This is a genomic window from Halorubrum tropicale (assembly GCF_001280455.1).
Classification (GTDB): Archaea; Halobacteriota; Halobacteria; order Halobacteriales; family Haloferacaceae; genus Halorubrum; species Halorubrum tropicale.
This window is the reverse complement of record NZ_LIST01000001.1, coordinates 915391-941767: the sequence shown is the minus strand read 5'-3', so window position 1 is coordinate 941767 and position 26377 is coordinate 915391. Positions and strand designations below refer to the sequence as shown.

27 protein-coding genes and 1 pseudogene are annotated in these 26377 nt (G+C 72.4%); 19 read left to right on the top strand and 9 right to left on the bottom strand.

The features are described from left to right. Window positions 1-23: 23 nt before the first annotated feature. The 3 genes from AMR74_RS04610 to AMR74_RS04600 all read right to left on the bottom strand — a co-directional run bounded on the left by AMR74_RS04610 (window position 24) and on the right by AMR74_RS04600 (window position 2205). A complete protein-coding gene (locus AMR74_RS04610; RefSeq protein ID WP_053770865.1) occupies window positions 24-935 on the bottom strand; it encodes a 1,4-dihydroxy-2-naphthoyl-CoA synthase in 912 nt (303 codons plus the stop codon). 156 nt (window positions 936-1091) lie between these two features. Continuing rightward, a complete protein-coding gene (locus AMR74_RS04605) occupies window positions 1092-1331 on the bottom strand; it encodes a hypothetical protein (protein WP_053770864.1) in 240 nt (79 codons plus the stop codon). A 100-nt stretch (window positions 1332-1431) separates the two neighbouring features. Then, window positions 1432-2205: a GTP cyclohydrolase III gene (locus tag AMR74_RS04600; RefSeq protein ID WP_053770863.1), complete on the bottom strand. Its 774-nt coding sequence runs from the start codon at window positions 2203-2205 to the stop codon at window positions 1432-1434. A 150-nt stretch (window positions 2206-2355) separates the two neighbouring features. On the opposite strand from AMR74_RS04600, the gene AMR74_RS04595 reads away from it, so the two are divergent. The 6 genes from AMR74_RS04595 to AMR74_RS04570 all read left to right on the top strand — a co-directional run bounded on the left by AMR74_RS04595 (window position 2356) and on the right by AMR74_RS04570 (window position 7358). Beyond that, on the top strand, window positions 2356-3135 hold the full coding sequence (locus AMR74_RS04595) for an HAD-IIA family hydrolase (RefSeq protein ID WP_053770862.1): 780 nt from the start codon (window positions 2356-2358) through the stop codon (window positions 3133-3135). 273 nt (window positions 3136-3408) lie between these two features. Then, complete coding sequence (locus tag AMR74_RS04590; protein WP_053770861.1) at window positions 3409-4743, top strand: DUF92 domain-containing protein; 1335 nt, start codon at window positions 3409-3411, stop codon at window positions 4741-4743. 1 nt (window position 4744) lies between these two features. Beyond that, window positions 4745-5245: a GNAT family N-acetyltransferase gene (locus AMR74_RS04585; protein WP_053770860.1), complete on the top strand. Its 501-nt coding sequence runs from the start codon at window positions 4745-4747 to the stop codon at window positions 5243-5245. Window positions 5246-5325: 80 nt separating this feature from the next. Beyond that, complete coding sequence (gene hisI, locus AMR74_RS04580; RefSeq protein WP_053770859.1) at window positions 5326-5709, top strand: phosphoribosyl-AMP cyclohydrolase; 384 nt, start codon at window positions 5326-5328, stop codon at window positions 5707-5709. Between the two features lie 3 nt (window positions 5710-5712). Continuing rightward, the gene (locus AMR74_RS04575; protein WP_053770858.1) at window positions 5713-6888 is read left to right on the top strand and encodes a DUF7118 family protein; all 1176 of its coding nucleotides are present in this window, start codon (window positions 5713-5715) and stop codon (window positions 6886-6888) included. Window positions 6889-6959: 71 nt separating this feature from the next. Further along, entirely contained in the window at window positions 6960-7358 is a 399-nt protein-coding gene (locus AMR74_RS04570) for a hypothetical protein (RefSeq protein ID WP_053770857.1), read from the top strand. A 60-nt stretch (window positions 7359-7418) separates the two neighbouring features. Here the strand turns inward: AMR74_RS04570 and AMR74_RS19005 are convergent, their stop codons facing one another. Both AMR74_RS19005 and AMR74_RS04565 read right to left on the bottom strand, forming a co-directional pair. Further along, window positions 7419-7586, bottom strand: coding sequence for a hypothetical protein (locus tag AMR74_RS19005; RefSeq protein ID WP_167551891.1), 168 nt, complete (start codon window positions 7584-7586; stop codon window positions 7419-7421). 83 nt (window positions 7587-7669) lie between these two features. After that, window positions 7670-8221, bottom strand: coding sequence for a hypothetical protein (locus tag AMR74_RS04565; RefSeq protein WP_053770856.1), 552 nt, complete (start codon window positions 8219-8221; stop codon window positions 7670-7672). Window positions 8222-8361: 140 nt separating this feature from the next. On the opposite strand from AMR74_RS04565, the gene AMR74_RS04560 reads away from it, so the two are divergent. Continuing rightward, window positions 8362-11082 carry an AAA domain-containing protein gene (locus AMR74_RS04560; RefSeq protein WP_053770855.1) on the top strand — a complete coding sequence of 907 codons (2721 nt, stop codon included), beginning with the start codon at window positions 8362-8364 and terminating at the stop codon, window positions 11080-11082. A gap of 10 nt (window positions 11083-11092) precedes the next feature. Here the strand turns inward: AMR74_RS04560 and AMR74_RS04555 are convergent, their stop codons facing one another. Both AMR74_RS04555 and AMR74_RS04550 read right to left on the bottom strand, forming a co-directional pair. Then, window positions 11093-11809, bottom strand: a complete 717-nt coding sequence (locus AMR74_RS04555) for a DUF47 domain-containing protein (protein ID WP_053770854.1) — start codon at window positions 11807-11809, stop codon at window positions 11093-11095. A gap of 93 nt (window positions 11810-11902) precedes the next feature. Continuing rightward, the gene (locus AMR74_RS04550) at window positions 11903-12949 is read right to left on the bottom strand and encodes a phosphoribosylaminoimidazolesuccinocarboxamide synthase (protein WP_053770853.1); all 1047 of its coding nucleotides are present in this window, start codon (window positions 12947-12949) and stop codon (window positions 11903-11905) included. A 168-nt stretch (window positions 12950-13117) separates the two neighbouring features. On the opposite strand from AMR74_RS04550, the gene AMR74_RS04545 reads away from it, so the two are divergent. Continuing rightward, window positions 13118-13753 carry a tRNA (cytidine(56)-2'-O)-methyltransferase gene (locus AMR74_RS04545; protein ID WP_053770852.1) on the top strand — a complete coding sequence of 212 codons (636 nt, stop codon included), beginning with the start codon at window positions 13118-13120 and terminating at the stop codon, window positions 13751-13753. Window positions 13754-13850: 97 nt separating this feature from the next. Further along, window positions 13851-14054, top strand: a pseudogene (locus tag AMR74_RS19500) (PAS domain-containing sensor histidine kinase); the annotation flags it as partial. A 29-nt stretch (window positions 14055-14083) separates the two neighbouring features. Here the strand turns inward: AMR74_RS19500 and AMR74_RS04535 are convergent. Next, the gene (locus AMR74_RS04535) at window positions 14084-15049 is read right to left on the bottom strand and encodes a hypothetical protein (protein WP_053770850.1); all 966 of its coding nucleotides are present in this window, start codon (window positions 15047-15049) and stop codon (window positions 14084-14086) included. Window positions 15050-15199: 150 nt separating this feature from the next. On the opposite strand from AMR74_RS04535, the gene AMR74_RS04530 reads away from it, so the two are divergent. The 6 genes from AMR74_RS04530 (at window position 15200) to AMR74_RS04505 (ending at window position 20317) form a co-directional block, all read left to right on the top strand. Beyond that, window positions 15200-15724 (top strand): transcription factor, encoded by a 525-nt coding sequence (locus tag AMR74_RS04530; RefSeq protein ID WP_053770849.1) that lies wholly within the window; start codon window positions 15200-15202, stop codon window positions 15722-15724. Continuing rightward, window positions 15724-16419: a DUF2110 family protein gene (locus tag AMR74_RS04525; RefSeq protein ID WP_053770848.1), complete on the top strand. Its 696-nt coding sequence runs from the start codon at window positions 15724-15726 to the stop codon at window positions 16417-16419. Before AMR74_RS04530 ends, AMR74_RS04525 begins: the two co-directional genes overlap by 1 nt. A gap of 13 nt (window positions 16420-16432) precedes the next feature. Continuing rightward, the gene (locus AMR74_RS04520; RefSeq protein WP_053770847.1) at window positions 16433-17212 is read left to right on the top strand and encodes a DUF5803 family protein; all 780 of its coding nucleotides are present in this window, start codon (window positions 16433-16435) and stop codon (window positions 17210-17212) included. A 75-nt stretch (window positions 17213-17287) separates the two neighbouring features. Continuing rightward, the gene (locus AMR74_RS04515) at window positions 17288-17986 is read left to right on the top strand and encodes a competence/damage-inducible protein A (RefSeq protein WP_053770846.1); all 699 of its coding nucleotides are present in this window, start codon (window positions 17288-17290) and stop codon (window positions 17984-17986) included. A 532-nt stretch (window positions 17987-18518) separates the two neighbouring features. Then, window positions 18519-19646: an ATP-NAD kinase family protein gene (locus AMR74_RS04510; protein ID WP_053770845.1), complete on the top strand. Its 1128-nt coding sequence runs from the start codon at window positions 18519-18521 to the stop codon at window positions 19644-19646. Window positions 19647-19753: 107 nt separating this feature from the next. Continuing rightward, window positions 19754-20317 carry a maltose acetyltransferase domain-containing protein gene (locus AMR74_RS04505; protein WP_053770844.1) on the top strand — a complete coding sequence of 188 codons (564 nt, stop codon included), beginning with the start codon at window positions 19754-19756 and terminating at the stop codon, window positions 20315-20317. 4 nt (window positions 20318-20321) lie between these two features. Here AMR74_RS04505 and prs read toward each other — a convergent pair whose 3' ends face one another. Next, window positions 20322-21182 carry a ribose-phosphate diphosphokinase gene (gene prs, locus AMR74_RS04500; protein WP_053770843.1) on the bottom strand — a complete coding sequence of 287 codons (861 nt, stop codon included), beginning with the start codon at window positions 21180-21182 and terminating at the stop codon, window positions 20322-20324. 165 nt (window positions 21183-21347) lie between these two features. On the opposite strand from prs, the gene AMR74_RS04495 reads away from it, so the two are divergent. The 4 genes from AMR74_RS04495 (at window position 21348) to AMR74_RS04480 (ending at window position 26347) form a co-directional block, all read left to right on the top strand. Then, window positions 21348-22004: an HVO_0476 family zinc finger protein gene (locus AMR74_RS04495; protein WP_053770842.1), complete on the top strand. Its 657-nt coding sequence runs from the start codon at window positions 21348-21350 to the stop codon at window positions 22002-22004. A 757-nt stretch (window positions 22005-22761) separates the two neighbouring features. Next, window positions 22762-22965 carry a hypothetical protein gene (locus AMR74_RS04490; RefSeq protein WP_053770841.1) on the top strand — a complete coding sequence of 68 codons (204 nt, stop codon included), beginning with the start codon at window positions 22762-22764 and terminating at the stop codon, window positions 22963-22965. A 112-nt stretch (window positions 22966-23077) separates the two neighbouring features. Beyond that, window positions 23078-24736, top strand: coding sequence for a gamma-glutamyltransferase (gene ggt, locus AMR74_RS04485; protein WP_053770840.1), 1659 nt, complete (start codon window positions 23078-23080; stop codon window positions 24734-24736). A 210-nt stretch (window positions 24737-24946) separates the two neighbouring features. After that, window positions 24947-26347 (top strand): ABC transporter substrate-binding protein, encoded by a 1401-nt coding sequence (locus AMR74_RS04480; protein ID WP_053770839.1) that lies wholly within the window; start codon window positions 24947-24949, stop codon window positions 26345-26347. The last annotated feature ends 30 nt before the right edge of the window (window positions 26348-26377 follow it).

Here is a 26377-nt window from a genome sequence, read left to right as displayed (position 1 = left end):
GCGGCCGCGTCTCTGTCCATTCGTCAGTAGTGCCAGGGGTAGTCGCGGAACTGCGGCTCGCGGCCCTCCAAGAAGGCGTCGCGGCCCTCCTGCGCCTCTTCGGTCATATAGGCGAGCCGCGTCGCCTCGCCCGCGAACACCTGCTGGCCGACCATGCCGTCGTCGGCCATGTTGAACGCGTACTTCAGCATCCGCATCGCGGTCGGCGACTTCCGGGTCATCTCGTCGGCCCACTCTACGGCCACGTCCTCCAGCTCCTCGTGCGGGACGACCTCGTTGACCATCCCCATGTCCGCGGCCTCCTCGGCGGAGTAGGTCTTGCCTCGGAAGAACACCTCTCGGGCCTTCTTTTGCCCGATCTGCTTCGCGAGGTACGCGGAGCCGAACCCGCCGTCGAACGATCCCACGTCGGGGTCGGTCTGGAGGAACTGCGCGTGCTCCGCGCTGGCGAGGGTCATGTCGCAGACGACGTGCAGCGAGTGGCCCCCGCCGACCGCCCAGCCGGGGACGACCGCGACCACGGGCTTCGGCATGAATCGGATCAGCCGCTGGACTTCGAGGATGTGGAGCCGGCCCGCGCGCGCCTCCCGGACGAGGTCGTCGTCGTCGTCGCCCGCCTCGTCGTCGTCGCGGTACTCGTAGCCGGAGCCGCCCCGGACGGACTGGTCGCCGCCGGAACAGAACGCCCAGCCGCCGTCCTTCTCGGAGGGGCCGTTCCCGGTGAGGAGGACGGTGCCCACGTCGGCCTGCTTGCGGGCGTGGTCGAGCGCGGCGTACAGCTCGTCGACCGTCCCGGGCCGGAAGGCGTTGCGGACCGCGGGGCGGTCGAAGGCGATCCGGACCGCGGGGACGTCGACGGCGCGGTGGTAGGTGATGTCGTCGAACTCGTCGGTGACGGGCTCCCACGCGTCGGGATCGAATATCTCCGAGACCATGCGAGCCCGTACGTCCGGGGCGCTCATAAACGGCGCCGAATCGGAAGGAGAAAGGTCCGTCAGAGAGGCGATTCCTCGCGCGCCGCGTCGACGACGGGGAGCCGCTGCCAGGGTCTGGGACGGACGCCGGGACCGCGGCCCGTCCGTCGGGACGTGTCAGTCGTTCTGCGCGTACGCACCCTTCGGGTGCCCTTTGTGCTGGAGGTTGCGGTTGTCGCGCTCCCGCGTCGCGGTCGCGGGGATCACCTCGCGGCTCGGGTCGAGCTCGGACCGCGGCATCCCCGTGTACCCGTGGTCCGGGTGCTCGGAGCAGTGCGCCATCGCGTCGTGCGAGCCCTCCCACGGGCCCTCGTCACAGCCGTCCGCCGTACAGACGAACACTATCTCCTCTGACATGCTATCCGGAGGTATCGGAGCGGTGTATAAAAACCTCGCACCGAAATTATCAGAATTGATTCGGCGAAGGGGCGGCGAGCTCGACCGACCGGCGAGCCAGTCAGTCGCTGACGGCGGGCACGCCGAACAGCTCGACGTTCGTCCCGTCGTGCCGGCAGTCTTCGAGGGCGTGCTTGGCCGCGAAGCCGGCCTCGTGAGCGGAGGCCCCCCGGCCCACGCCGACCTGGAGCTCGATGTCGACGTCGTCCTCGACGTGGGCGACCGCCGACGAGAACGCCGACTCGGGGAGGTCGGGGCAGACCGCGACGACGTTGTCGCCGCCGACGAAGAAGGAGAGCGCGCCGTGCGCCTCGCGGAGGTGGCGCATCAGCGAGCCGTACGCCCGTTCGATGTTGATGAACGTGTCGAACTCGTTGAGCCGGTCGGTGTACTTGCCGGTCGCGTTGATCACGTCGAAGTGCGCGACCTGGAGGTCGGACCGGTTCGTCTCCGAGAGGTACTCGCCGGCGAGCACCTCGGTCCGGCTCTCGTCCTGGGCGCTGCCCGCGGTCTGGAGCCGTCGGTTCGCCGCCTCGAGCGCGTCGACGGGGCGCTCGGCGACGGCGGTTCCGAGGCTCACGGTGACCGGGTAGCGGTTGCCGATCGACTCCTGGAGCGTCGCGTGGGCGGCGCCGTCGACCCCGTTGGTCACGGCGATCATGTTGTCGAAGCGAGTGAAGAAGACGTAGGCGTCGCGGTGCCCGAGGAACTGGGCGACGTCGGCGTAGAGCCGCGACTGGAGCGTCTGGAGATCCATCTCGCGACGGGGCTCCGGCGTCGTCGTCCACGGCCCGTAGTTGTCGATCTGGACGAGGGTCACCTGGGTCGTCGTCACAGTGACCACCGATATGGAACGCGGCCGCTTTACCCTTCCGTTATCCCGAAGGTGGGACCGGTACCGAGTTCGTGATCTCTGCGGCGGGTGGCTGGGAGGCACCGCTGATCCGGGCGCAACCCCTACGGCCGTGGCGCTCCCACTCCCGACATGGAATTCAGCGGCGCCGTCGTCGACGTCGACGGCACGGTCGTGCGCGGCGACGATCCGATCCCGGGCGCCCCGACGGGGTACCGCCGGCTCCGGGAGGCGGGGGTCGAGACGCTGTTCGTCTCGAACAACCCGACGAAGGCGCCCCCGGCGTACGTCGACCGCCTCGGCGCGGCGGGGTACGACGTGGGCGCCGACCGGGTGTTCACCGCCGGCAGCGTGACCACGCGGTACCTCCGAGAGCGCCACGCCGACGACGACCTCCTCTGTATCGGCGAGTCGGGGCTGCTCGACCAGTTCGCGGCCGCCGGCCTCTCGACGACCGACTCGGCCGAGGCCGCCGACGCCCTGGTCGCCTCCATCGACCGCGAGTTCGACTACGACGACCTCTGTACCGCGCTGTGGGCCTTGGAGCGCGACATCCCGTTCATCGGCACCGACCCCGACGTGGTTATCCCGGCGCCCGAGCGCGACGTGCCCGGCTCCGGGGCCGTGATCAACGCGATAGCGGGCGTCGCGGAGCGGGAGCCCGACGCCGTCCTCGGCAAGCCCTCCGACACCGCCATCGAGATGGTCCGCGAGCGACTCCCGTATCCGCCCGAGGAGTGTCTCGTCGTCGGCGACCGGCTCGACACGGACATCGCGCTCGGCGAGCGCGCCGGGATGACGTCCGTCCTCGTCCGGTCGGGCGTCACCGACGAGGCCGCCCTCGCGGCCTCGGACATCGACCCGGACCACGTGATCGACCACCTCGGAGAGATCGACCGCGTACTCGGCTGAGCGCCGCGTCGCGGAGGGCGATAACGTTCACCGCGTGGGAAACAGTTATGTACCGGCGAGCGTACCGCTCGCACATGGGAGTGGTTGACTCACACGAGGACCGGACCGCCGACGACGAGGAGGACCCCGAGGAGTCCGTCCGCGTGCTGGAGGGACACGCGGTCCAGTTCAACGAGTACCGGTACTGAGCGCGGCGTCGGGCGGGAGGCGGCGCCGAGCGACCGCCCGACGGCTGTCGGGACCGTTAAGTGGTCGTCGGGGGTAGCCGATGGTGTGATACGGAGGCTCCGACGCGCGAGTATCTTCGCCGCGGTGGCCGCCATTGCGGTCCTCGCACCGGCGCTCGACACCGCCGCCGCCGTCCCCTTCTTCGCCGTCGCCGGCGCGGCCTTCTTCGGCGTCCGCGACGGCGAGTGGTTCGAGACGCTCGCGCTGCCCGGCGACCGCGAGGCGGAGCGGCTCTACGGGCTCGTCTCCTTCGCGCTCGCCGGCGCGGGCCTCGCGCTGTTCGCGTCGCTGCCGCGCGCCCCGCTGCCGTACGAGGCGTTCGCGGCCGCGACGCTCGCGGTCGGCGTCGGCCGCCTCGGACGGACGGTCGTCTCACGGCGGACGACCGACGAGTTCCCGCTCGTCGCCGGCTACGTCGTCGCCGGAACGGCCGCCGCCCTCGTCGGGCAGGCGGGGGTGCGGCTCCAGACCGGCGCCCCCGTCGACGGCGCGACGGTCCCCCTCCTCGTCTTCCTCGCGGCGGCGGCCGCGCTCACGGCGGCGCTGGTCCGGTCGCTCGTGTTCTCCCGCGACGCACACATCACGACGATCCTCGTCGCGTTCGTGACGTGGGGGTTCCTCGCGCTGGAGCCGACCGTCGGCGTCGCGCTCATCCTCGTCGCCCTCCCGGTGACCGGCGCGCTCGGCTACGTCTCGTTCGCCATCGGCACCGCCTCGGTGGCGGGGATGCTCACCGGCGTCGTCTCGGCGTTGCTCGCGGCCGTCCTCGGCGGCGTGGGATGGTTCGCGACGCTGATGGCCTTCTACGCTATCGGCGGCCTCGCCTCGAAGTACCGGTTCGACGAGAAGGCCGCCCGGGGCGTCGCTCAGGAGAACGAGGGCGCCCGCGGCACCGGCAACGTGCTGGCGAACTCCGCGGTCGCGCTCGCGGCGGTGGTGGGCTACGCGGCCGCGCCGCACCTCGCTGTCCCGGCCGCGCCGCTCGGCTTCGCCTTCGCGGGCGCGACGGCGACCGCGATGGCCGACACGCTCTCCTCTGAGATCGGCGGCCTCTTCGACGGCCCGCGGCTGGTGACGACGCTCCGCCGCGTCGAGCCCGGCACCGACGGCGCGATCACCTGGCAGGGCGAGCTGGCGGGCCTCGCCGGCGCGCTGCTCGTCGGCCTCCTCGCCGCCGCCGGGGCGCCGGTCCTCGACCCGGTGACCCCGGGCGGGGTCGCGGCGGGCGGCGCGGTCGTCGCGGCGGGCGTCGCCGGCATGACCGTCGACAGCCTCCTCGGCGCCCTGATAGAGGGCGACCGGATCGGGAACCAGACCGTGAACTTCCTCGCGACGCTGGCCGGCGCGGCCGTCGCCGTCGCGCTCTGGGGGGTCGCGTGAGATGGCGGGCGAGAACGCCGCCGGCCCCGACCGAGACGAGCGCGGCGGCGACGACGCGGCCGCTGCCGACGACGGCGACCGCGACGGCCCGGACCCGAGGGTTCGGCCGGGGTGGACCGCGGACGCCGACCGGATCCGCGAGCTCCAGTCGCACCTTCGGCAGCCGAGCCCGGACCTGCTGGAGTACGGGCTGGCGGTCGGCGCCGCCCGGGTGACCGTCGCGGACGGGCGCGTCGTCGGCTACCTGCTCCCGGTCGACGCGCCGAACCGGCCCGGCGTCCACCTCGCCGAGCTCGTCGTCGCGCCCGGGTTCCGCCGGGAGGGGCGCGCCCGCGGGCTCCTGCGGGCGGCGATAGCGGACGCCGACGGGCCGGTGACGCTCCAGGCGCACCCGGACAACGACGCCGCGCTCGCGCTGTACGACTCGCTCGGCTTCGAGGTCGTCGAGCGGCGGCCGGACGCGTACGCCGACGGCGACGCGCTCGTGCTGCGGCGGAGATAGCGCCCCGACCGCCGGACGACGGCCTCCGCGCGGTGACCGCAGGCACAAGGACTATTCGAGCGCCACGCCTCCGGACGGACATGAGTGACGCCGACGCGGAGGCCGAGCCGATCGACGTCGACTTCGGCGAGGACGGGCTGGTGCCGGCGGTCGCCCAGGACGCCGACTCCGGCGAGGTGCTGATGCTCGCGTACGTCTCGCCCGAGGCGCTGGCGCGCACCCGCGAGACCGGCGAGGCCCACTACTACTCCCGGTCCCGCGAGGAGCTGTGGCACAAGGGAGCCACCTCCGGCCACACCCAGTCGGTCCGGGAGGTCCGGGTCGACTGCGACGCGGACGCCCTGCTGTACCTCGTTGACCAGGCGGGCGGCGCCTGCCACACCGGCCACCGGTCGTGCTTCCACCGGACGATAGACGGCGAGCACGTCGGCGAGCGCGTCTTCGACCCGGACGAGGTGTACTGACCGATGTCCGAGAGCGCCGGCGGGACCGCGGGACGGGCCGAGGGCGAGGGGGACGACCCGGTCGCCGAGGCGGGCGAGGCGGCCGCGCGCCTCCGCGAGCGCTACGACGAACTGCGTCGGATCGAGTCGCGGATCGACGGTTACGGCCGCGAGCGCGTCGAGGCGGCGGCCGACGCGTACCGGCACGCGCACCGGATCCTCGACCGGTTCGAGGAGGACGCGGTCGGCTCCGGCGACTTCGAGTCGTACGTCCGGTTCCGCGGCGAGTTCGACGACGCGGTCGACGTCGACGACGACCTCCCGGCCGCGGCGGCGTTCGACGCCGCCGACGAGGCGGTCGACAAGCGCCGGCTCTCCGAGGAGGACTTCGCGGCCGCCCGCGAGGCGCTGGAGCCGGCCGGGGAGTTCGTCGACCTCCTCGAGGCGTACGACGACGCGGTCGACGACTACCGGGCGGCCCGGAAGGCGGCCCGCGAGGCCCGCAAGCGCCTCGACGCGCGGCTCGACGGGCTCCGCGAGGTCGCCGAGATGGCCGACGCCGACCTCGACGCGGACCTCGACCGCGTCCGCGAGCCGATCGAGGCGTACGACGAGGCGGTCCGGGCGGCGTTCGAGGAGTTCTTCAAGTCGGCGTCGGCCCGCGAGGTGTTCGACTTCCTCGACCGCGCCGACGGGACGCCCTTCGTCGACGTCGACGTGCCGCCGACGGACCTCGCGGAGTACGTCGAGACGCACGCGGCCGGCGAGGAGCCGCCCGCGACGCTGCTGGAGTACGCCGACTACACGAACTCCAAGCTGGAGCACTACGTCGACGACCCGGGCGCGCTCCGCACCGCGGTCGCGGTCCACCGGACGTACCTAGAACGGCTCGACGGCGAGCCGCTGACGCTCGACTGGCCGCCGAAGTCCGGCGACGAGCTGGCCTACGAGATCGACGAGCTGGTCCCGCTCGTCGGACGGATCGCGGACGACGAGGCGGTCGCGACCCTGCGCTCCGTCCGGGAGCTGGCGCGGAGCGACGAGTACGAGCGGCTCCGCCGCGCGGCCGAGGTTCGACACGAACTCGACGACGAGGACCTGGCGCTGATCGAGGAGGGGGAGGCCGAGGCGCGGCTCGCCGAGGCCGAGCGGACGCTGTCGACCGTCGAGGACGTGCTGGCGGAGACGGAGCGAGAGTGACCGGGGACGGGCGGAGTCTCCCGCGGCCGCGGAGTGCGGATTTTTAAGCCCCGTCGCGGCCGAGCGTGGGTATGACCAGATTCGACGCCGCGGGCGAGGACGAGCGGCTGAGGCTGTTCGCCGACGCCGCGGCCGCGCACCGCGCGCGCTCCGGCGACGTGATGACCGTCGACGTCGACCCCGCCAGCGACGACACCGAGGGCGGCGAGGTGCCGCCGTGGATCCAGCTCGTGGGGACCGAGCTCATCATGGACTGTACCGACGAGGAGCTAGAGCGCCTGAAGGACCTGCTCTCGGAGTTCCCCGAGTTCCGGATCGACGAGCTCGTCAGCCCCGAGGAGGCCGAGGGGACGAACGCCGTCGTCACCGCGCGCTCGGACGCGAACCGCGTCGCGGGGTTCGTCGAGCGCGCGTTCCGCGAGGTGTACGAGCTCGACGCCGAGTACCGGGCGTGGGTGACGGCGATCTGAGGGCGTAGGTGACGGCGATCTGAGGGCGACGGTTCCGGCTCCCCCTCGCCGCTCCGCGCGTCACTTCGCGAAGTAGCTCGTGAAGAAGCCCGAGAGGAACGAGCTGATCGCGACCGCGACGAGGAGGTCAGCCGTGCTGTGGTCGCCGTCGCCGGCGGTGAGCCAGGTGACGATGACGCCGATGCCGAGCGAGATTACGCCGTTCGCGGTGTCTTCTTTGAGTCCCATACCAGACGTTGACCGCGGAGCGACAAAACCGATGCGGCGGTGGTCGGCAGGCTCGGTCCGCGCGGACCGAGCGGTCGCTCCCGTCAGTGGAACCCGCGGTCCACGTCGTCGTCTTCGATCAGGTCGTCGAGCTCGCTGGTGAGCAGCTCCTCGGCCTGCTCGAAGGTGTCGGAGAGCTCGTCGAGCTCGTCCGGGCGGCCGTCGAACTCGTACTCCATCGGGCCGAACGCGGGCGACTCGACGGCCTCCATCACGTCCTCGAAGAGGTGGTCGGGGTCGGTCGGCGCCTCCGCGTGGACCCGCAGCGTCTCCGTGAGCCGGGTCGCCATCTCCTCGGCGTGCTCCTCGTCCTCCGGGGCCGACCGAACGGCGAACCGCCCGTCGCTGTCGGCGTCCGGGAGGAGCGGGTCGAGCTCGTCGTCGACGCTGCGGGCGACCTGCGCGCCGACGCCGCGGAGGTCGCGGGGGTTCTTGGCGTACGTCTTCAGGTGGTAGAGGCCGACGCTCGGGTGGCCGAAGTAGAGGTCCTCGCCGAGGCCGCCGCGGCGGGTGCCGGCGACCGCGCGCCAGCCGTCGGGGTCGGTCGAGTCGCTCGCGACGTCCGCGAGGATGTCGTCCCAGTCTCGTACGCGCATGCTGGTGGATGCGTGGGGGTCGCGAGCGCAAGAGCGTGTCGGTGCGGGGCGAACGCGGGGGCGACGGCGAGCAGAGGAGCGCCGGCCGCGACGACCGCGCTCACCGACAGCGTTTTTCGGTGCCGCCGCCGAGCGGGGACGTGAACGTTCGGGGGCCGATCGTCTCCGTCGGGGAGGCGCGGACGGTGTCGACGTCGCACGGCGAGCGCGACCTCCGCGAGGTGCGGGTCCGGCCCGACCGCGGCGCGGGCGACCCGGTCGACGTGACGCTGTGGGGGAAGTGGACGGAGACGGCCGAGCACGCGGAGCCGGGGATGGAGCTGCTCGTCACCGACGCGGAGGAGGACGAGTACCGCGGCGAGACGGGGTACGCCACGACCGGCGAGTCGTGGGTCGTCCTCCAGCCCGACTTCCTCGTCGACGTGACGGGGATCCGGTCGTGGGTCCAGTGCCCGCGGATGTACTACCTGAACAAGCTCTCCGGGATCCCGCTCAACTACCCGGTGGTCAAGGGGACCATCGTCCACGAGGTGTTCGGCGACCTGCTCCGCGGGGTGGAGCTGGAGGCGTCCGTCGAGGACCGCGTCGCGGAGGCGGGGCTCGAACTCGGCCTCCTCGGCTACGAGACCGAGGAGGTCGAAGAGGAGGTGCGCCGCAACGCCGCCGCGATCGAGGGGTGGCTCGCGCAGGGGACGCTCTCCGACGACGACACGTGGCGCTCGGAGTTCAGCCTCATCTCGCCCACCTTCGGGCTGAAGGGGCGGGCGGACGCGCTCCGGCGCGGCACGCCCGTCGAGCTGAAGACGGGGAAGAACACCAAGCGGGAGCCGCGCTTCCACGACAAGGTCCAGGCGGCCTGCTACGCGCTCATGCTCGACGAGCGGGGTGTCGACCCGGACATCGGGACGCTGCTGTACACGAAGAACACCGCCCTCGACCGCAGCGAGGCGTCGGGCGACCTCGCGCCCGCCAAGGAGTTCACGGTCGGGCGCGGCTTCCTTGAGTTCGTCGTGCGCGAGCGCAACGCCCTCGCCGCGATGGAGTGGCGCGCGCTCAACGACCCCGGCGAGCGCCCGACGGTGCCGACGGGGTACGAGGCGGACGCGACGTGCAGCTACTGCTTCGAGCAGGACGCCTGTATGGTGGTCTCCGGCCGGCTCGACCAGGAGTCGAAGGCGGGGCAGATCGGGACGCCGGTCCCCGACGCGGAGCGCGACTACTTCGACCGCTTCTACGTCGCCTTAGCGGAGGAGCGCCGCGAGACCCACGCGGAGTACCGGAAGCTGTGGGAGCAGAGCCCCGAAGAACGCGCCGCGGACGACCGCGCGCTGATCGGCCTCGAACCGGTCGCGCGGACGGAGATCGACGACGCCCGCTGGGCGCTCCGCGCCCGGAAGCCCGGCGACGCCGTCTCGAAGCTCCGCGAGGGCGACGTGGCGCTCGCGAGCGACGGCGACCCCGTCTCCGGCCACGCGGAGCTCGGCCGCATCACCGAACTCGGGAAAGACGAGGTCGTCGTCGAGACGGACGAACCGGTCGAGCTGCGCCGGCTCGATGTCTACCCCTCCGAGATCTCCGTCGACCGGTCGCTCACCGCGCTCCACGACGCGGTCCTGAAGGGCGACCCGGAACGCAAGGACGTGCTGTTCGGCCGCCGCGAGCCCGGGTTCCGGGAGCCGAGCGAACGGCCGCCGGGCAGCCCCGGGACCGACGACCCGGACGCGCCCGACGCGTACATCGGCAACAACGCGGCCCAGAACGAGGCGGTCGAGCTCGCGGTCGACGCCGAGGACCTGGCGCTGATCCACGGCCCGCCGGGCACCGGGAAGACGTACACCATCGCGCGGACGATACGCGCCCTCGTCGCGGAGGGGAACCGCGTGCTGCTCTCCGCGTTCACGAACCGCGCGGTCGACAACGCGCTGGCGGCGCTCCGCGACCAGGGGTTCGACGACGTGCTCAGGGTGGGCACGGAGACGGGGGTCCGGGGCGACATGCAGGACGTGCGGCTGGTCCAGCGCGGCGAGCCGAACGCGAAGGCGGCAGAGCTGCGGGACGCCCCGGTCGTCGCCGCCACCACCGCGGCCTGCGGCTCCCGGGTCATGCGCGAGTGCGAGTTCGACGTGGCGCTCGTCGACGAGGCCTCCCAGCTCACGGAGCCGGGCACCCACGCCGCGATCACCCTCGCGGACCGGTTCGTCCTCGTCGGCGACCACGAGCAGCTCCCGCCGGTCGTCCGCGCGGAGAACGACCTCAAGACCTCCCTCTTCCAGCGCCTCATCGAGACGTACCCGGACGCGAGCGTCATGCTCGACCGCCAGTACCGGATGAGCCAGCGCATCCAGGCGTTCGCCTCCGCGGAGTTCTACGACGGCGCGCTCCGGCCCGCCACGCCCGAGGTCGCCGGGCAGACGCTCGCGGACCTCGGCGTCGACCCCGACGCGCTCGCGCCCGACCTGACCGGCGGCGTGGGGTTCGTCGACCCGGACGGCGAGCGCGACGGCAACCGGAACGTCCGCGAGGCCGAGCGCGTCGCCGCGGTCGTCGACGCCTACGTCGCCGCCGGCGTCGACCCCGACGACGTCGGCGTGATCGCGCCGTTCCGCGCGCAGGTCGCCGAGATCGGTCGCCGGACCGACGTGACGGTCGACACCGTCGACCGCTTCCAGGGCTCCTCGAAGGAAGTCATCCTCGTCTCCTTCGTCGCGACCGGCGACCTGGACGGGCCCATCTTCGAGGACCACCGCCGCGTCAACGTGGCCCTCACTCGGGCGAAAAAGCAGCTGACGATCGTCGGCGACGCGGACGCGCTCGCCTCCGACCCCTTCTACGGACGCATGCTCGACTGGGCGCGGCGGTGACGGGAGGTATTCAGTTCCCGTCCGCGTCCGACGCCGACTCGGCCACGATTCCCGGCTCCTTGCTCGCGATAACGACGATCCGATCGGTGAGGTCCTCGACGGCGTTGGCGAGTTCGTCCAGCAGGATCGCGAGCCCGCGGTAGACGAGGGGCTGATCGATCGTCTCGTCGGCGAACGCGGTCTCGATCGCGTCGTTACGGAGGTCGTCGCACTCGCTTTCCAAGCCGCGGATCGCCTCGATTCCGTCGGCCAACGTCTCCGTTCCGTCGGCGCGCGTGAGCCCCCTGACGAACCCCTCGACCACGTCGCCGAGGACCGCGACCATCTCGGCGATCCGGTCCGCCATCTCGCGCATGTCGGCGAACGGCTCGACGCTCGCGTCGGGGCGCATCATCGCCACCTCCTGAGCGATCCGTTCGGTGTGGTTCGCGACCACGTCCAGCTCGTTGTAGAAGTCGAGCAGGGCGGACTCGTTGAAGTTGATCCGCGTGTTCAACAGTCCGATGTCGTCCGGCCCCGCATCCGTGATGAGCGCCCGAACGTCGCGGACGAGGTCGTCGCACTCGCTTTCGACGGCGGCTATCTCGTCGACAGTGTCCCGGTAGGCACCCTCGTCGGCGTACTCGTCGAGGACGCGCGGCAGGAGGACGACGCAGTCGTCGATCCGGTCGAGGTACGCCGCGGTCTGGGTCTCCAACCGCTCCCCGAAGTCGGCCTCGGTGGGCATGTCTCCATCCACGCGCGTCGGCGATAAAGAGGTTCCCTCGCGTCCGATCGATGGTGACGGTCCGCCCCCCGCTTCCCGGCGATCCCCCTGACGTTACAGGCCCTCGGCCGCGTCGAGCGCGGCCTCGACGCCGGGCGCGTCGAACCACTCGCGGCCGGTGTAGGCGTTCGCCCCGGCCGCGTACAGGTCGGAGACCGCCTCGACGACCGCGGGAGGGAGTGGGTCGGGAGACTCGTCGCAGAGCTCGCGCCAGTCGTCCGTCTCGCGGCCCGCCACCGACTCCTTCGCTTCCTTCACGGCCGCGACCCAGTCTGGGTCGTTCGCCTTGTACCACTGGCGGACGACCTCCTTCGAGATCCCGCGGCCGCCGTAGGAGAACCGGTTCTCGTCGAAGGTGCCGACCACGTCGGCGACGCGCAGCTCGCCGTCGACGGAGAGGCACTCGATCTTGCCGTCCTCGTGCACGAAGCCCGCCGCCTCGGCGCGGTCGGTGACGACGCGGTTCACGTCGCGCGCGAGCGATTCGAGGGCCTCGACGTCGGCGACGCCCGCGACCTCGTCGGCCTGCGCGCGGGTCAGGTAGCGGTCCTGCTGCTCGTACTTCGTCGAGAACTCCACGACGGGCTCCGGGAGGTCGACCGGCTCGTCCGGCCACTCGCCGTCGGCGCCGGCGAGGTCGTCGAGGCCGAAGTCGGCGGGCTCCCTGCGGCGCCGCAGGCTGGACCCGACGGGGACGCGATTGCGGAAGACCACTTCGAGCGGGACGAGGTAGTTCTCTCCGCCCGCGGCGTGGAAGGCGTCGTAGTCGTAGCCGGCGTGGGGGCCCTCGTACGGGAGGTCGGGCACCTGCGTCAGGTCGATGGCCATCTCCGTCGGCGGGGCGGTCGCCTCGTCGAGCGGGACGACGCGACCGGAGTCGGGGTCCGCGACCCCTCGGTAGTGGGTCGGGACCCCCTCGCGCTCCAGCAGTTCGAAGTTGAACGCGCCCATCGCGCAGAGGCTCGCGCCCTTGTGCGGAATCGCGTCGGGCATCTGCCCCCAGTCGAACACCGAGTAGGCGTCCGTGAAGACGAACCGACCGCGGCCGAGTCCGTCGGCGGTCGCCGGCTCGTCGACGCGGAACTCCTTGACGCTCGTCATGGCGCATACCGCGACCGCCTCCCACAAGAAGGTTCCAGTTACGTGGTCACCTCGACCCGTTTTACCTCGTTTCGATCCACGTCTGCGGATCGGACCGAGCGCGACGAGGCTCGTCGCCGGCGCGCTCGCATCGAAAGCGACACCCCGCTCGCCCGCCCAGCCCGTGGCATGAACGATGCGCGCGAGGTCGTCGTCCTCCGGTACGGCCACCGGCCGGGGCGCGACGACCGCATGACGACGCACGTCGGGCTCACGGCGCGGGCGCTCGGCGCTGACCGGGTGGTCCTCCCCGACAACGCGGGGCAGTCCGCGGAGACGGTCCGCGACATCACCGACCGGTTCGGCGGGCCGTTCGCGGTCGAACTCCGCGACGACCAGAAGGCGATCGTCCGCGACTTCGAGGGCGTGGTCGTCCACCTGACGATGTACGGCGAGCGCGTCCAGGACGTGGAGGCGGCGGTCCGGGAGGCGGTCGGCCTCGACGAGCCAGCGGTGGTGGGGGAGGCGTCGCCGCCGCGCGACCTCCTCGTCGTCGTCGGCGGCGAGAAGGTGCCGTGGGCGCTGTACGAGCGCGCCGACTTCAACGTGGGCGTGACGAACCAGCCGCACTCCGAGGTCGCCGGGCTCGCGGTGTTCCTCGACCGGCTGTTCGCAGGCGCTGAGCTCGACCGCGAGTGGGCGGACGCCGACCGCCGCGTGGTGCCGGAGGCGACCGGGAAGACGGTGGTCGACGCCGACCGGGACTCGGCGGACGCGAGCGCCGACGCGGCCGGCGAGAGCGCCGAGGCCGACGACCGCGACTGAGTCGGCGCTCCGCTACTCGTCGGCGTCGTCCCGCTCCGACCGGCGCAGGTCCTCCTCGACGACCTCCGGCGTGCCGCTCAAGATGTCGCGGAGCCCGGTCACCGTCGAGGTCGACGACGACGCCCCCGGGATCCCGGACCACGGGACGCAGGTGTTGGAGGCGGGCGAGACCTCGCTGACCCACGCCGACCGCCTCGGCATCCGGCTCGTGTACTGGGTCGTGGCCGAGGCGGGCGGCGAGTTCGACGTCGAGACCGGCGAGGACGGGACGACGGTCCAGCTCCGGGTCCCGGCGCGGCCCCGAGTCGGGCCAGGACCGGCGGGCCCCTCTTACAGCGTCCGCTTCGAGCGGAGCCGCGCGAGCCGCGTCCGCGCCTCCTGCCGGCTCGTCCCGCGGACGCGGCCCGTCTCGGCGTCGGCCATGGAGACGAGCGAGAGGCGGTCGAGGAGCGGCGGCCAGTCGCCGGCGCCCGCGGCGTCGCCGGCGAACGCGACGGCGTTGCCGAGCCCCTCGCGCTCCGCGGCGCCGGCGCGCGCGACCAGCGCGTCCGCGGCGCGGCGCCCGCCGGCGACGGCGAACCGGTCGCCGACCGTCGCCGGGATCCACGCCGGGAGGAGCAGCAGCCAGCAGAGCGCGCCGGCGGCGGCGTACGCCCACGACGGGACGCGCTCGCGGTCCGGCTCGTACCCGTGGATCCGGTTGACGCGCCGGTCCGCGGCGGTGCGGTCCCCCCGGCGCCCGACGAGCAGCGTCGCGAGCAGCGCCGCGGTCTCGACGGCCGCCAGCGCCGGGAGCGTCGCGGTCGCGAGCAGCGCCTGCCGCGTCCGGAGCCTGACGAGCGCGTGGCGCAGCGCGGCGTCCCGGTCGGCCTTCGGGAGGGCGAGCAGCCGCGTCGAGACCACCAGCCGGGACCCGCGGTGGCCGTCCGCGACGGCGACGTTCGCGGCGTCGGCGCGGACCGCGGTCACCTCGGGCGGGTCGACGCCGACCTCGGCCGCGAGCGACGCGACGCGGTCGGCGACGAAGTCGGCGCGGCGCTCGTCGAGGTCGGCGTCGGGGAGCCGCGCGATCCGCCTGTCGACGAGGACCGGGCCGAGCAGCGCGGACGCGGCCGGTCCGACGACGGCCGCCGCGAGCAGGCCGCCGGCCGCGCCGAACGGGAGCGCGCCGAGCCCGCCGGGGCCGAGCAGCGCGGCGAGCGCGGCCAGCGGGACCGCCGCCAACACCGTCGGGACGGCGAGGAGCGCGAGGGCGCCGAGCGCGCGTCGCCCCCGTCCGTCCACCGAGTCAGCCATACGGGCGAGTGTGAGTCACGGCCCCTAAAGCTCTGCCGGACCGGCGGGTCGGTCGGCGGCGGATCGGACGCCGCTCGGCGGGGCGGATCGGGAGCGTCGCGACCGCGCCTTTCGGAGGTTTTAACCGGATTCCACCACCAGTTTCCCGTAATGGCTTTTGAGGATCTACTGAACGACCCCGTCATCCAGAAGTACCTCCACGAGCTGGTGGGGCCGACGGGGATGCCGGTCGCGGCCGCGCCGCCCGACGGCGAGGTCACTGACGAGGAGCTGGCCGAGGAGCTCGGCTTGGAGCTCAACGACGTGCGGCGCGCGCTGTTCATCCTGTACGAGAACGACCTCGCGACGTACCGGCGCGTCCGCGACGAGGACTCCGGGTGGCTCACGTACCTCTGGACGTTCCACTACGACAACATCCCGGAGAACCTCCAGGAGGAGATGTACCGGCTGCTCGAGGCCTTAGAGGAGCGCGAGGAGTACGAGCGCACCCACGAGTTCTACCTCTGTGAGGTGTGTTCGATCCGCTTCGAGTTCGGCGAGGCGATGGACTTCGGCTTCGAGTGCCCCGAGTGCGGCTCCCCCCTCGACGCGATGGACAACGACCGGCTCCGCGACGCGATGGACCAGCGCATCGACGAGCTCCGCAACGAGCTCAACGTGGACGTGACCGGCTGATGGTCGTCCTCGCAACCAAGTGCTACGTCGAGGGCGACGCTCGCGACCGCGCGCTCGACGGGATGAACTCGCTCGTGGCGAACGACCTCGACGAGCTCGACGTCGACTGGCAGGTGGGCGTGCGCGACGACGACTTCGTCCAGGTCGACGTGACCGGCGAGGACGCGCCGGTCGCGCGCAACGTCCTCGCGGAGACGTGGGGCGAGATAGTCGCCCACGACGGCGGACTCGACGCCGGCGAGGAGTACGTCGGCACCCTCGAGTCGTGGGACGACGTTGGGGTCACCCTCGACGCCGGGGTCGACGTGTTCGTGCCCGCCGACGAACTCGGCCTCGGCGTCGGCTCGCCGGAGCAGGTCGTCGAGCGCTTCGGCCTCGTCCAGCACCTACCCATGCGGTTCGTCTACGGGGGCGACGCCGGCGACCCGGACGCGGAGCCGTCCCGGCTGGCCGACGCCGAGCGCGACCGCCTGTACGACTGGCGGCGCGGCGACGGCCGGGTGAACGTCAACTCGGCGACGCGCGGCGAGACGCGCGCGACGGTGAACCGCGCGGGCCACGCGCAGGACATCGTCACCGTCGAGCGGCTCGGACTGCTGGAACAGAGCATCGTCTGCGGCGAAGGGACCGACCCGCCGGGGCTGCTGGCCGCCATCGGCTCGTACCTCCCGGCCGAGATGCGCTGTGTGGTCTAACCGGAGGTAACACGTGAACAGACGCTTCGCGCTCGCGGCGGCGGCGGTCGCCCTCCTCGCGGTCAGCGCCGGCTGCCTCGGCTACGCGACCGGCGGCGGCGAGGTGACGAACGAGACGCTGGACGCCGAGCCGCCCCGCGAGTACGACTTCGACACGGACCGCGACGCCGCGTTCGAGCTCTCGACCGACGCGCGCTACACCGTCGTGTACGCGGTCGGCGACAGGGAGGAGATCCGGCTGTACGAGCAGACGCCGTACGCGGGCGACCAGCCGCTCGAGTTCGAGGCGTTCCGGTACCGGTACCCCGACGGCGAGGTGATCACGGGCAGCGAGTTCCGCGCCCGCGGCGGCGAGATAGAGCGGACGACCGACGAGACGTGGATCCGCTTCGCGGACGACATGAGCGGCGGCCGGGTGGCGTTCTCGGGCGCCGGGTCGCCGCGCCGGTTCACCATGCGCGCGTACGTCGAGGGGTCGTACGCCGTGACGCTCCCGCCGGGCTTCACCACCGAGTTCCCGGTCGTCGGCCACGTGTCGCCGCGCGACCACGCGGTCGAGACGGTCGGCGACCGCGACCGGATCGTCTGGGAGGAGGTGTCCCGCGGCTCGATCGTCGTCCAGTCGTACCGCGAGGGGGACCTGCTGGTGTTCGGCGTCATCCTCCTCGTGGGCGTGATCGCCGCGGCGGCGGGGACGCTCTACTTCAGGCGACAGCTGGAGGCGCTCCGCCAGCGCCGCCGCGACCTCGGCCTGGGCGTCTACGACGACGAGGACGAGGACGGCTGGCTCTGACGCTCGCGTCGCGTCGAGCGCCGTCCGGTCGCCCCCGCCGCGGTCCTTTTCTACCGCGCGCCGCTTGGACTGGGTATGAACGCCGCCGTCGTCACCGTCGGGGACGAGCTCCTCGTCGGGGACACCGAGAACACGAACGCGACCTGGCTCTGCGACCGGCTCGACGCGCGAGGCGTCGCCGTCCGACGGGTGACAGTCGTGCCGGACGAGGTGAGCGAGATCGCGCGCGTCGTGAACGAGTACCACGCCGAGTACGACGCGGTGATCGTCACCGGCGGCCTCGGGCCGACGCACGACGACGTGACGATGGAGGCGGTCGCGGCCGCGTTCGGCCGCGACCTCGCGGCGAACGAGGAGGCGGCCGCGTGGCTCGCCGAGCGGGGGTACAGCGGCAGCGACCTCGCGGCGGAGACGACGCACCTCCCGGCGGACTGCCGCCCGCTGCCGAACGAGGCGGGGGTCGCGCCGGGCGCCGTCGTCGAGTCCGTCTACGTCCTCCCCGGGGTACCCGGCGAGATGAAGGCGATGTTCGAGCGGGTCGAAGCGGAGTTCGCGGGGACGCTCACCCACGTGCTCACGGTCGACGTCGACGAGCCGGAGAGCGAGCTGCTCGACCGGTTCGCGTCGCTGCGCGAGCGGTTCGACGTGCGCGTCGGCTCCTACCCGGGCGAGGTCGTGACGGTGAAGATCACCGCCGAGAGCGAGGGGGAGGCCGAGCGAGCGGCGGCGTGGATCCGCGAGCACGCGGACGCGGTCGAGGAGCGGTCCGCCTGAGCGGCCGAGAAGCGATCGGCAGGAGCGGTCGGTGCGACGGGAGGACGGCCGGCGAAGGGGCGGCCTAGCGGTACAGGTACGCGACCCACACGGCGACGAGCGCGAGGCTCGCGAGCAGGACCACGCCCGCGGTCGCGCTGATCGGCAACGGCTCCGTCACGGCGGCTTCGAGGATCATGTCTCGCGGTTGTTCTGGGGGCGTCTTAAGTATTGATTCTCCGACGGAGTCCGTCGACGCGGGACCGAGGACGGTCCCGAAACTGCGTCACAGGGGTTCGAAAACGGGACCGGAAGGCGTGGGCGTGTGGCAGCTACCGAGGGAGGGATCCAGTCCCGGTGAGACGAGCGGCTGACGTCGCCGATGGCGGGCTCGTTCCATCGGCGTCTGCTGTGATGAGCGGACGCCTGTTGGTTCCCGTGTCCGCGTGTTGAGGGGCTTTATGAACCGTTCGAGTGAGTCACCGGGGGCGGACGCCCGCGCGCCGCGGCCGGACGCGGCTCGCTTAAGAGGCCGGCGCGGTGAACGTCGGGCATGCACGTGGGGATCGCGGTGAATCCTGTCGCCGGCATGGGCGGCCGCGTCGGGCTGAAGGGCACCGACGGGAAGGTGGTGGAGGCGGTCGAGCGTGGCGCGGAACGGCGCGCGCCCGAGCGAGCGCGCCGCGCGCTGGACCGGCTGGCCGCGGTCGCGCCCGACGCCGTCGTGTCGGTGGCCGCGGACCCGATGGGCGAGTCCGTCGTCCGCGCGGCCGGCTTCGAGCCGGCGCGGGTCGTCGACCCCTTCGAGGGCGACGCGCCGGGACCGACCGACACGACCGCGGCGCACACGGCCGCCGTCGTGCGGGCGTTCGCCGGGCTCGACGGGGACGACGCGGCCGACGGCGACGGGCCCGCCGACCCCGTCGACCTCGTCTTGTTCGTCGGCGGCGACGGCACGGCCGCGGACGTCGCTGGCGCGCTGGAGGGGACCGACGTGCCGATGCTCGGCGTCCCCGCCGGCGTGAAGGTGTACTCGTCGGTGTTCGCGGTCTCGCCGGAGGACGCCGCCGAGGTGGCCGCCTCGTTCTCGCGGACGGAGCGCCGCGAGGTGATGGACATCGACGAGGACGCCTACCGGGAGGGGGAGGTGAGCCCGACGCTGCGCGGCGTCGCGCATGTCCCCGTCGCCGAGGACCTCCAGTCGTCGAAACAGACCGCGAGCGGGACCGTCGAGTCGCTGGCGGAGGGCGTCGCGGCGGACATTCGCGAGCGCGACGGGGAGGGCGTCACCTTCGTCCTCGGGCCGGGGTCGACCGTGGGCGCGATCAAGGACGAACTGGGGTTCGAGCCGTCGCCGATCGGCGTCGACGTGTGGCGCGACGGCGAGGTGATCGCCCGCGACGCGACGGAGACAGAGATCCTCGACGCGCTCGGCGAGGAGAACGTCATCGTCGTCTCCCCCATCGGCGGCCAGGGGTTCGTCTTCGGCCGCGGCAACCCCCAGATATCGCCGGCCGTGATCCGGCGTTGCGACCTCCGAATCGTCGCGTCGCGGGCGAAGCTGGACGACGTGCGCGCGCTGCGCGTCGACACCGACGACCCCGACCTCGACGACGGGCTCGCGGGCTGGGTCCGCGTCCGCGTCGGGAAGTTCGAGACGCGGATGATGAAGATCGTCTGAGGCGGGGGGCCGCCGCCCGGCCGCCGCTCGGCCACCGCTCATCCCTCGCGCCGCTCCCGGGCGCGGCGACTGACAGTCCTTTTGTCGCTCGCCGCGCCGGGAGGCGTATGGGACGCGAGAAGGAGCGGATGCTCGCCGGCGAGGCCTACGACCCGTCGGCCCCCGAACTGGTCGCCGACCGGCGGCGGGCGCAGGAGCGCTGCCGCCGGTACAACGCCACGGCCCCGACGGAGACCGACCGCCGCGAGCGGCTGCTCGGGGAGCTGTTCGGCGAGGTGCGCGGCGACGCGACCGTCGTCCCGCCGTTCCGCTGCGACTACGGGTACAACGTCGGCGTCGGCGACGGCTTCTTCGCGAACTACGGCTGCGTCTTCCTCGACGTGGCGCCGGTCGCGTTCGGCGAGAACTGCCTGCTCGGTCCGGGCGTCCACGCGTACACCGCGACCCACCCGATCGACCCCGACGAGCGGGCGGCCGGGCTGGAGTTCGGCGACCCCGTCGCGGTCGGCGACGACGTCTGGATCGGCGGGCGAGCGGTGATCACGCCGGGGGTCGAGATCGGCGACGGCGCGGTCGTCGCCGCGGGCGCCGTCGTGGTCGACGACGTGCCGGCGCGGACGGTGGTGGGCGGGAATCCGGCCGAGGAGATCCGCGAGATCGGCGGCGGGTGATCCGTTACAGGGAGTCGAGCGCGTCGGCCACGGCGGGCGCGGCGCTGACGACGCTACAGCCCCGCTCGACGGTGTCGCTGCCGACGATCCGGTCGACGCCGGCGGCGCGGAGCTTCGTCACCGCGTTGGCCGCGAGGACCGGGTGGACGCAGGCCGTCAGCACGCGCGCGGCGCCGCGGTCGGTGAGGACGGCGACCGACTCGCTCATCGTCGACCCGGTCGCGATGATGTCGTCGACGACGACCACGTCCCGGTCGGCGACGGGGGCGTCGGAGGGCGACACCGCGACGGCGCCCGTCTCGCGGTCGCGGCGCTTCTCGAAGTAGTCCGTCTCGCCGGCGCCGTAGGCGTTGCGGACGGTGGCGGCCACGTCGATCGCTCCCTCGTCGGGCGCGAGGAACAGGGGGTCGCCGAGGTCGGCCGGGAGCGGCGCCGCGAGGACGCCCGCGGCGTCGACCGCCTCGACCGGGACCTCGAAGAAGTCGGCGACGGTCGCCTCGTGGGGGTTGACGAGGACGACGCGGTCGGTCCCGGTAGAGATCGCGCGGGCCATCGCGCGGGCCGAGACCGGCTCCCCGTCGCCGAACGAGGCGTCCTGTCGGGCGTAGCCCATGTAGGGGACGACGGTGGTCACGTCCGTCGCGCCGGCCTCGCGGACGGCGTCCTGGAGCTGGAGCAGTTCGACCCACGCCTCGTCTGAGTCGGTCGCGGCGACGATCACGGCCTCGTCGGCGTCGAAGTCGGGCACCGCGGCGAGCCCCTCTCCGTCCGGGAACCGGTCGTATGTCGGGGTCGCGAGCGCCCGGTCCGTCTCCGCCGCGAGCGCGGCCGCGAGCTGCTGCGAGCTGGATCCGGGTACGATCATGGGCGACCGTTTTCCGGACACCGGTAAACCAGTTTCCTTACCGCGCGGCGGCTGCGGGGCCCGCGGCCGCGGAACCGCAACGGCGCCGCCGCGCGCCACGCGAGCGCGACCCACACCGCCCCCACAGGGGCGGATATTTACGGGCGCGGCGGGTACGAGCGCCCAATGAGCGACACCGAAGCCGGCGCGCGCGTCGGGCTCCCCTGTCCGTCGTGTTCGCCCGCCGAGCCGACCGTCCACGAGGTCCTGAGCCCGGGCGGGCAGGCCACCGTCCGCTGTACCGAGTGCGACCATACCCACAAAGCCGAGATTCCGGAGGAGGAGACCGTCTCCGTGACCATCGTCGTCTCGCAGGACGGCGACTCGTTCACGACGGCGATGGACGTGCCCGCCGAGGGCGACGTGGCCACCGGCGAGGAGTTCGTCGTCGACACCGACGACGCGCTGATGCAGGTGCGGATAACGGGGATCGAACTCGGCCCCGAGAACCGCGTCGAGGAGGCCGACATCACCGACGTGGAGACGCTGTGGACCCGGGCGGTCGACAACGTCGCGGTCCCGGTCACGCTCCACCCGAAGGACGGCGACGCGGACCAGACGCGCTCGCTGCGGGTGAACGTCCCCGGCGACTACGAGTTCACCGTCGGCGAGACGACGGAGTTCGGCGACGAGGAGTTCACCGTCGAGGGGCTCCAGATCCGCGAGGACGCCCCCGAGTACCGCCACGAGAAGCTCGACCACGCCGGCGACCTCGCCTACGCGAAGGACCTCAAGCGGGTGTACGCCCGCGACGAGACGCTCACCGCGTGGTCGGCCTGGTAGGGCGGCCCGGTGGCGCGACGCGCTCGGCGCGGTCCGCCCGCCCCGTCCGCCCCGTCCGGCGATCCTCACACTAACATAAACAATTATGAAGGATACGCCCCTTGTCGGATCCGTGCCACCCGTAGTACACGACTGACGCACGCTCGACGGCGGGGACGACGACCGGTCCCGGCGGTCCGAGCACGCGCGAGGCGACGCAGACCGAACCGGCGACCGACCGATCGGGTCCATCGACCAGTCCGACCGAAGGCGGCGCGACCACCGACACCGAGGATCTCCCGACCGCCGCCGAGGCGGTCGCGAACGCGGCGGCGACGTTCGACCCGTCCGACACCCGGCGGATCGCGAACGGCACCGACCGCTGGAACGAGTACGCCGGCTCGTCGCACTGACGGCGCGGCCGGATCCTTTTATTCGACGGCGCGACTACCGGCGAGCGGCCGATGACGAACCACCGCTCCGAGCCGGACTCGGCACCCGGCGACGACGAGCCCTATGAGTACCGAGGCCGACTTTCGATCACAGCGTGCCGAGACGGCCAGCGACGCCTGCGAATCGCGTCTGTCGCCCGCTGAGAGGACGGCGTCGTCCGAGCGACCCCGCAGTCCCGCCGCGTCTCGAGGTGACATCGACCGCTCCGGCCCACGCGCGGAGACGTCGTCCGCTCTGGACTGTCGCGCCGGGCGGTTTGACGGCTCCCGCTCGCTGAAGAACGGTCGAGGCAATCGTTTTCAGGCCGCCGCGTGATTCCGAGTTCATGGACCACCGCTGTCCCGATTGCGCCGTGACGATGGAAGAGGTCGAGTTCAGCATGGGCGACGCCTGGAACGCGCACGTCAAGACCGGCGAGAAGCGGTCCGGGCTGCTCGGGAAGCTCGGCATGAACGAACGCAAGGAGCTGACGACGGTGATGTGTCCCGAGTGCGGGCTGGTCCGGCACTACGCCGAGTTCGACGAGTGACGCGCCGGCGCGACCGGTCGCGGCGAGACGCCTCTGAGCCGCCCGATCTGGGCCGTAGACACCGGATAGATCCGGTCGGTGCTTTATTCTCCCGCGCGCCGGACGAGGTCGTATGGAGCCAGACTTAGACCGGTTCACGTCGCGCCGATCGACCGTGTACGGCCAGCGCGGCGTGGTGGCGACCAGTCAGCCGCTCGCCAGCGAGGCGGGGATCGAAGTCCTCCGCGAGGGCGGGAACGCGTTCGACGCGGCGGTCGCGACCGCGGCCGCGCTGAACGTCGTCGAGCCCACCTCGACCGGGCTCGGCGGCGACGTGTTCGCGCTGTACCGGACCGCGGACGGCGAGGTCGGCGCGATGCGCTCGTGCGGCGGCGCCCCAGCGGACGCGACGATAGAGAACGTCGAGGCGGCGCTCGCAGAGGACGACGACGCCGACTCGTACTACCCCGACGACGGCGGCTACGCGGTCGACGACGCCGGCGAGGCCGGGATGCCGTTCTACGGCCCGCACGCGGTCACGGTGCCCGGGACGGCCCGCGGCTGGGAGGCCACCGTCGAGGAGCTGGGCCGGCTCACCCTCGCGGACGCGCTCGCGCCCGCCGTCCGCTACGCGACCGAGGGGTACCCGGTGTCGGAGGTCATCGCCTCCCACTGGGCGAGCGCCGACGCGCTCTTCACCGACGACCACGCCCGCGAGGCGTTCCTCTTCGAGGGCGAGCCGCCGGGCGTCGGGCAGACGGTGACGCTCCCGCGGCTCGGCGAGTCGATGCGGCGGATCGCCGAGGAGGGCGCCGACGTCGTCTACGAGGGCGAGATCGCGGAGGCCATCGCCGACGAGGTCCAGTCGCAGGGGGGGTTCATGACCGTCGACGACCTCGCCGACTTCGAGGTCGAGTGGCCCGAGCCGGTGTCGACGACCTACAACGGCGCGGAGGTGTACGAGCTCCCGCCGAACAACCAGGGACTGATCGCCCTGGAGGCGCTCAACGTCGCGAGCGAGCTCGGCGCCGGCGAGTACGACTACGACTCGCCCGAGCGCGTCCACTACTTCGCCGAGGCCATGAAGCGGGCGTTCCACGACGGCCACCGCTACATCACCGACCCCGAGTACGAGGAGATCCCGCCGCTCGCGTCGAGCGAGTGGGCGAGCGAGCGCGCCGCCGGCGTCGGCGAGACGGCCTCGCACGACGTCTCCTTCGGCGTGCCGAACGCGAACGCCGAGGACGCCGACACCGTCCTCCTCACCGTCGCGGACGAGGCGGGCAACGTCGTCTCGTACATCAACTCCCGGTTCGCCGGCTTCGGCTCCGGGCTCGTCGCCGGCGACACCGGCATCGCCTTACAGAACCGCGGCGCGTCCTTCTCGCTCGACCCGGACCACCCGAACAGCCTCGAACCCGGCAAGCGCCCCTTCCACACGCTCATCCCGGGCGTCGTCCGGTTCGACGAGGACGACTGGGCGGCGTTCGGCGTGATGGGCGGGTACATGCAGCCGCAGGGCCACGTCCAGGTGGTCTCCAACCTCGTCGACTACGGGATGCCGCTCCAGCGCGCGCTCGACGAGCCGCGGTGGCGCTACCGCGAGAGCGGCGAACTGGCGCTGGAGCCGCACTTCGACGACGACGCCGCGGCGAAGCTGGTCCGCAGGGACCACGACGTGCGGACGCTCTCGCCCGTCATGTTCGGCGGCGCCCAGATCGCGCGGAGCCGGGACGGGGTCCTCTCGGCCGCCACGGAGCCCCGGAAGGACGGGAACGCGCAGGGGTACTGAGGCGGGCGCGACCGCCTCCGGCGGCGACGACCAGTCTCCTATCAGCGAGCGGGTACGACGCGCCGTTCGCGGCCGGCCGCCGATCGGCGAGTCTGTCGGTAGAGCGCGCGCGGACGCGACGAGACCGGCCTGACGCGTCCGAATCCCGGTGCTGTGGTATTTGTGACCGTGGATACACTTATAACGGCTCGTATGGTATACGGTCACAGAATGAAGCGAAGAATCCAGCGACGCGACGTACTCAAGGGCGCCGGCGCGGTCGGTATTGCGGGGCTCGCCGGCTGCTCGACGGAGAGCGGTGACGGCGGCGACGGCGGGGACGGATCCGACGGGTCCGACGGCGGCGACGGGATGGACGGCGGCGACGGAAGCGACGGGTCCGACGGCGGCGACGGCGGGGACCAGAACAACGTCCCCGACGCCGTGATGGTCGTCGGCTTCCCGCAGTCCGGGATCCAGCTGTTCCGCGACTTCTACTCGGAGTTCGCCGACAGCGCGCCCGACCTCGACATCATCGTCCCCGACGGGCTGATCGACAGCGACCTGCCGAGCGAGGTCGACAACGACATGAACAACGTCATCGGCACCGCGCCCTCCGCGGGCGGCCCCGGCGCGGAGTTCTTCACCGAGTCGTATCAGGAGGCGTACGGCGAGGAACCGGGCGTGTTCACCGCACAGGCGTACGACGCGATGGCGGTCGAGATCCTCGCGGCGACCGCCGCGGGCGAGAACAGCGGCCAGGCGATCCGCGACCGCGTCCGGACCGTCGCCAACCCCGGCGGCGAGGAGTTCGGCCCCGCTGACCTGCCCGAGGCCGTCGAGACGGTCGCCGGCGGCGACCCCGTCCACTACGTGGGGGCGTCGTCGAGCGTCAACTTCGACGCCAACGGCGACATCGCGACCGCCGCCTACGACATCATCGACTTCCAAGACGGCAGCCTCGTCACGCTCGACACCGTCGAGTTCGGGAACGAACTCAGCGAGGAGGACCGGAACGCGACCGCGGCCGACCCCGTGGGCGTCGACTCGTTCACCGCCCGAATCGGCGTGTTGATGCCGGAGACGGGGGACCTCGGGCCGCTCGGCGTCCCGATCCGCGACGGCGCGCTGCTCGCGGCCACCCAGGTCAACGACGCCGGCATCAACGTCGACGTTGAGACGAGAGTCGAGGACACGCAGACCGACCCGCAGGCGGGGATCTCCGGCGCGAACGCCCTCGTCAACGCCGGCTTCGGCGCGGTCGTCGGCCCGGCGTCGTCGAACGTCAACCTCCAGGTCTCGGATCAGGTGTTCATCCCGAACGGCGTCGTGGGGATCTCGCCGTCCTCGACCGACCCGAACGTGACGGACTTAGAGGACAACGGCTACATCTTCCGGACCGCGCCCTCGGACCTGCTCCAGGGGCCGGCGATGGCCGACCTCGCAGTCGGCGACACCGTCGGCGCCGAGTCGTCCGGAACGCTGTACCTCAACGACGCCTACGGGCAGTCGCTGGAGGAGGCGTACGTGAGCGCCTTCCAGGAGCGCGACGGGACGATCACCCAGCGCGTCTCCTTCGAGCCGAACCAGGCGACGTACACCAGTCAGTGGTCGAGCGTGCTGAACCAGTAGGGAGTCGGCCGGCTCTTCTCCGATTTTTTC